This window comes from Nostoc sp. DedSLP04, from assembly GCF_034530775.1.
In the GTDB taxonomy this organism is placed as follows: domain Bacteria; phylum Cyanobacteriota; class Cyanobacteriia; order Cyanobacteriales; family Nostocaceae; genus Nostoc.
Genome location: NZ_JAVRCL010000012.1, coordinates 109,463 through 115,763, shown reverse-complemented (window position 1 = coordinate 115,763; position 6,301 = coordinate 109,463). Strand labels below are relative to the sequence as shown.

General features: G+C 43.0%; 4 protein-coding genes. 1 reads left to right on the top strand and 3 read right to left on the bottom strand.

All coding sequences use genetic code 11. The annotated features are described in order from the left end of the window. Positions 1–73: 73 nt before the first annotated feature. Together RMX89_RS09920 and RMX89_RS09915 are read right to left on the bottom strand one after the other, a co-directional pair. A complete protein-coding gene (locus tag RMX89_RS09920) occupies positions 74–1,153 on the bottom strand; it encodes a M4 family metallopeptidase (protein WP_322683539.1) in 1,080 nt (359 codons plus the stop codon). A 415-nt stretch (positions 1,154–1,568) separates the two neighbouring features. Continuing rightward, positions 1,569–2,285 (bottom strand): class I SAM-dependent methyltransferase, encoded by a 717-nt coding sequence (locus RMX89_RS09915; RefSeq protein ID WP_322673605.1) that lies wholly within the window; start codon positions 2,283–2,285, stop codon positions 1,569–1,571. 251 nt (positions 2,286–2,536) lie between these two features. Between RMX89_RS09915 and RMX89_RS09910 the strand changes: the two genes are divergently transcribed. Continuing rightward, on the top strand, positions 2,537–3,739 hold the full coding sequence (locus RMX89_RS09910; RefSeq protein ID WP_322673604.1) for a HAMP domain-containing sensor histidine kinase: 1,203 nt from the start codon (positions 2,537–2,539) through the stop codon (positions 3,737–3,739). Between the two features lie 79 nt (positions 3,740–3,818). Here the strand turns inward: RMX89_RS09910 and RMX89_RS09905 are convergent, their stop codons facing one another. Then, positions 3,819–6,089: a bifunctional (p)ppGpp synthetase/guanosine-3',5'-bis(diphosphate) 3'-pyrophosphohydrolase gene (locus tag RMX89_RS09905; protein WP_322688807.1), complete on the bottom strand. Its 2,271-nt coding sequence runs from the start codon at positions 6,087–6,089 to the stop codon at positions 3,819–3,821. Positions 6,090–6,301: the final 212 nt, after the last annotated feature.

Below are 6,301 nucleotides of genomic sequence, written 5' to 3'. Positions count from 1 at the left end.
AAAGTTAGAAGTTAAGAGTTAGGAGTTAGAAGTTAAGAAAAAACTCCTAACTCCTAACTCCTCACTCCTGACTTTAAATAACTCCTACTTTTTGCCAAGCATTTCGCACAGCTTTTTGCTCATTACTGTCATTACCGTAGAGTTCGCCAGCAACTTGAATGGTGACGCTGGCAGCTTTTTTAAAATCTGCTTTGGCACGCAAGCGATCGCGTAAAGCTACATACCATATTTTGCCAGCTTTTTCCCAGGCATAGCCACCAATCTCAACAGCCGCTAGATAAAAGGCATAGTTAGGGATTCCTGAGTTGATATGTACCCCAGCATTATCTTCAGTACCAGTATATTTATCTTTCACATGGGCTGGTTGAGGATCTTTACCCATTACAGAGTCATCGTATGCTGTTCCAGGTGTTTTCATAGAGCGGAGGGCAACACCTTTGACAGTCGGTACTAAAAGACCTTCACCAATCAGCCAATCTGCCTCTTGTGCAGTCTGATTTTTAGTCTTTTGTTTAACCAAGGAACCAAAGACATCAGAAAATGACTCATTCAGTGCCCCAGGTTCGCCATAATACTGTAAACCTGCTTCGTACTGGGTTATACCGTGAGTTAACTCATGCCCAATCACATCAATTGATTTCGTGAAGCGTTGAAATAGTTCTCCATCGCCATCACCATAAACCATTTGGTCGCCGTTCCAAAAGGCATTGTCATATTTGACACCATAATGCACACTTGAGTCTAAACGTAGTCCTTTATCATCAATGGAATTGCGATCGAACATCTCATTAAACAAGTCATAAGTCGCACCAGCAGCATCATAGGCTTCATTCACTGCTGGATCGCTGCTGGGAGGATCGCCCTCAGCACGCACCAGCGTACCAGGAAGTTGCTGCCCATTTTTGGCATCGTAGATGGTACGGCGTTTCTCACCAGGAGAAGGCGCGAATGAGATATTACCTACGACGTTTCTCCGTCCCTGAAATTGTGCCGAAATATTTAATGTATGAAATGCCCAAGTACGTTGCTGGGGATTACCATTGACCACGACATTTTTTAGTATATGGGGTGGGATAATACAACAAATAGGGCATCTAGAGTATGGTGATTGCTCATGCTTGAAACCGACTGATTTCTTTTTATTTCGAGCCATCCAAGATATTCTCCTTTTGAAACTAAGTGATGGCAAACAGTGGCTTTAACTCCACTGGAGAAAGGAGCAGAAAAACGAATCTAAATCGCGTGTTCCTGGTTTCTTGTTTGAAGAAAATTTTCTACTCTGTATTTTTGGATAGGTCTGTAGAGGATTGATAGTATCCTCACGGCTACTTATGATGTGGAAATATTGTATAAAAACACCAAGCCAGCTTAATTAACGCAAGTTTCAGTCAAAACCCTTGTGTAAGTTAGCAAGACTTCCTTTACAGGCCTATTGAGTTTATATATTAGTTCTTATCAACAGAAATAATATTATTTATTGCTGTTTTGTTACTATCAAGTTGTTAATTCTATAAATGCCTATTGGAGACAGGGGAATCTCAAATCTAGGCATCCAAAACTTAAAATTTTCACAAACAGCCACCAAATACCGCTAGACCATAATATTTCCAAGGTACTGCAACTGCCTTAAATCCAGCTTTGCTCAACATTTGTAAATGAGCATCTAAGCTAGCTAGCTGGTCTTGACTGGAGTAACCTTGAGAACTGCTGGTGGCACGTTTAGCGCGAATCTCTGTCAAATTAATTCCCTGTTCAATTGCCCATTCCTCTCGTGCCGCTTTGTAAACTTCTGCTAAGGCTGGTGATTCTGGTAAGGTAGGATCTGCATTCCAAAAACAGCCGTCTTGAGTGAGGCTAGCAGCAATTCGCTCAAATAATTTCAACTTCATCTCATCTTGGAGATGGTGAATTGCCAAAGATGAGACACAAGCATCAAATTCGCTACCAATATCCAAGTTCTCTGGATTATTTGCCCAGTCGCCAAAATCTGCTTGTATACCAGTCCAGCGTTGTTGATATCCAGCTGCTGTGATTTTATCTTGAGCAAATTGCAACATTCTCGGTGAGTAATCTAGGGCAATTATTTGGGAATCTGGAAAGCGGTTGAGTATCTTGAGACTAAGTTCGCCTGTACCACTACCTAATTCTAAAATACGCCGACTTGTAGAAGTTAAACAACGGGTAATTACCTCTAACATCTCATCGTATCGCGGTAACAGTTGGCGAATACCAGTGTCAAAATCCGCAGTGTTGGCGAATACCTCTCCAGGAAATAACTGTTGCATAAAATTTGGAAAAAATAGACAAATTAATCAATATTAATCATCCATCATTACTGGGGTATATGCTACATCGATAAGAGAAACTTTTAGTATTAAAATCGCTCTTGCATTTATGGTGAAATAAGCTGAAGTTATTAGTTCAATAAGAACCTGTCTTTTCACTAACCTCTATCTTCTGTCAGGTGCGAACTGACATAAAACGTACTAATCTACCTCTAGTGGAAGAGGCTTCGCTGTGTTGGGTTGAGCAAAAGATGGATTTTAGTCAGACTCTAATTGCAAAAAGTGATGCCATTCTCGATCGATGGGTAGAAGCAGTTTACCAAGATGAACAAATTGAAGCTACTAATGAACTTACTTTCAAAGCTGTACGGGATAGCTTACCCCGCGTTTTGACAGCATTAGCAACAGTACTTTCTGAATCTGCAACGAGCGATTTGCAGACAGTAGTAGATGCAAGTTTAGAACACGGTACACTCCGCGCCCAACAGGGATTTGAACCAGAGGAAATTGCGCGAGAGTATCGTTTACTCAGGTTTGTGATTTTTTCCTTTTTAGAAGAAGATTTATTACAGGGATCTGCACAAGAGGTGCTAAGGGCTGTTCGCCTGATTGATACAGTAATTGATGAAGCGATCGCGCGATGCTTTAATAGTTATACTCAAGGACGATTACAAGAGCTTAAACAACTCCAAAGTCAGTTACGGTTGACTAATCAAGAACTAACTCGTTTGGTTCGCGCTAATAAAGATAGTCTCTCTCATCTGGCTCATGAACTGAAAACGCCCCTGACTTCAATCATCGGTTACGCAGACTTATTTCTGCGCCAGCAGCGTCAGCAATCAGAACTCAAAGACACCTATGCAAATCTTGAAAGTATCGAGCGAGTTCTTAAGAGTGGTAGACTTCTTGTGCGGTTAATTAACGATACTCTGGAAATTTCGCGCTATGATGCCGGACAGATGAAATTGCAGCCTACTTTAACCGATGTACGTAGTTTAATCAACTTTGTTTTAGAGATGATTGAGCCATTAGCGCGTACTAAAGAATTATCCTTGGTTGTTGAATGCGATCGCGCCCCAAGTCAAATTATCACAGATCCGCTTCGGCTTCAGCAAATTCTAATAAATCTGCTCAGTAACGCAATTCGCTACACAGAATCTGGTTCAATTCATTTGGAGTGTTGGACGGTATCTCAACAGCAGTGGGCTATCTCCATTACTGATAGTGGTATTGGTATTTCTTTAGATGCTCAAGCACAAATCTTCAATCCCTATTTTCGGGAAGTAACTGCTCCCCAAGTGCAAAATTCTGATGGTACAGGATTAGGTTTAGCAATAGTCTCTCGATTCGTTCAGTTAATGGATGGTGAAATTAAAGTAGATTCACAGCTAGGAAAAGGATCTACATTTACTGTAATTTTGCCATTAGAAGCGCTCACCTATAACCACGGCTGACTATTTCAGCGAAATTTGAAAGTGAAATCGCAACTTAAACTGGTGCGTTACACTCCGTTAACGCACCTAACTGGCGCATCTACTCGTCAATTTGACCGACGCGGCGGATATTCAAAATGTCGCTCATTTTCTTAATTTGGACAAACACTTGCTCTAGCTGGGGGCGATCGCGTATATCTATTCCTAAGTCGATCAATGCTGGTTGACCAGTAGAGGTTTTCACCTGGGCATGACGGACATTGATCCCTTGATCGCTTAACCGTGACAAAATATCCTTTAGCACCCCTACACGGTCAAGGGCTTCAATTTGAACATCTACGGGGTACGTGTGCGGACGACCACTATTTTCGGCGGCTGGGTTCCACCTAACTGGTACTAAGCGTTCATATTCCACAGTCTCCAGATTATGGCAGCCTTGGCGATGAATTGAAATCCCCCTACCTCGCGTTACCACACCAATAATTGGTTCGCCAGGAATCGGGGTACAACACCCAGCTAAATAATATACCAAACCTTCCACCCCAAAAATTGGCGAATCAGTGGAACGTGAGGTAGTTGCAGGTGCATCTCGCAAAGCTTTTGATGTCGCTGGTTCTTTGGGGATAAATGGCGACACAGTGGCAACTGGTTGTTGTCCCTTGGCTACTTCTCGCCAGCGATTTAGTACTAGGTTCAAGGTAATCTCTCCGTAACCTAAACCGGCGAGTAAATCTTCTACGCTGTGGTAGTTACACTTTTCGGCGACAATCTGCATCGCATCCGACTTCAGCAAACTATCAAAACCAGTTTTACCCAGTTCCTTTTCTAACAATTCCCGTCCACGGGCAACATTTTCTTCCCGGCGCGATCGCTTGTACCATTGTTTTATCCGATATTTCGCTGCCGAAGTTCTGACAAAGTTCAACCAATCTAAACTCGGATGGCAGTTCTTTTGGGTGAGAACTTCTACAATATCGCCATTGTGCAGCCGCGTTGACAGTGGCACCATTCGCCCATTCACCCGCGCCCCTGAACAGTGGTTTCCGACTTCTGTATGAATGCGATAAGCAAAATCTACAGTGGTAGCACCGGGACTTAAAGGCACAACATCCCCCTTAGGGGTGAAGACATAGACATCATCTTCAAATAGATTATCTTTGACGCTATCAAGATATTCTTGGGCATCCTTGAGATCGGTTTGCCATTCCAGCAGTTGCCGCAGCCAAGTAAACTTGTCATCTGTCGCTGTCAAATGGCTAATGCTAGAACCACCTGTTTCTTTATACTTCCAATGAGCGGCAATCCCATACTCGGCGATATGATGCATTTCGATTGTCCGAATTTGCACCTCTAAAGGACGGCCAGTTAATCCAATCACCCCAGTATGCAACGACTGGTAACGGTTAGGCTTTGGCAGTCCAATGTAGTCTTTAAATCTCCCAGGAATTGGGCGAAAAGCATCATGAACCACCGCCAACGCCCGATAGCATTCTTCATTGGTTTGAACAATTATTCGCAGCGCTGCCAAATCGTAAATTTCATGAAATTCCTTTTGCTGGCGGTGCATTTTTTGATAAATGCTATAAAGGTGCTTGGGGCGACCGCTAATCTCCTGAAAGTGGATTCCGGCTTGCTGCAAACGCTCTTGCAACATATTCGTAGCTCTAACCAACTTCTCTTCTCGCGCCGTGCGTTTTTCAGAAACATGCTCTTGCATTTGGCGGTAAGCTTCCGGTTCCAAATACTTAAAAGCCAAATCTTCCAGTTCCCATTTAATTCGCCAAATCCCCAAGCGATTGGCTAAAGGTGCGAATATATCTCGCGTTTCCTGGGCACTGCGGCAGCGGCTGGCCTCTGACATATATTGTAAAGTTCGCATATTATGCAAACGATCTGCCAATTTCACCACAATTACCCGAATATCTTGCGCCATTGCCAAAAACATCCGCCGGAAGTTTTCGGCTTGGCTTTCGGTTTTGCTGGTGAAATTGATTTTAGAAAGCTTGGTGACACCTTCAACCAATTGCCGCACTTCTTGGCCAAAGCGTTCTTCTATTTCTTGACTTGTAACTTCTGTATCTTCAACGACATCATGGAGAAATCCAGCTGCTATCATAGCAGCACTGCCTCCCAAGTCACGCAGCAATTCAGCCACAGCAATGGGATGAGCAATGTATGGTTCTCCCGATTTGCGGTATTGACCTTCATGCAGTTGGTAAGCAAATTCAAATGCCCGACCAATTAAGACCGCATCATTATGTCTTCGGTCATCTTCTGCTGCGCCGCTAGTTGTCGATGACTCCTTCAAACATTTTTTTAACCATTCGGGAATGGCAAGGTCAACTGATGAATTTATCGCTATACTGCTCATACAATTTGGGTTTGAATGGATCGGTAGATAAGTGAATGATAAATAAAACTAGCAGCATCGCCCTGATAAAGATGCTGTTGCCCAAAGACGGGTTGGAAAAAGCAGTGTAAGGACGATTCTCCAATTGCCAGTGGTAGTCATCCAGTTTGAATTTCAAGGATCGTTAAAGAAAATCCATTGATGGCAAATAAAGCCCCAAATTACGATTTGAG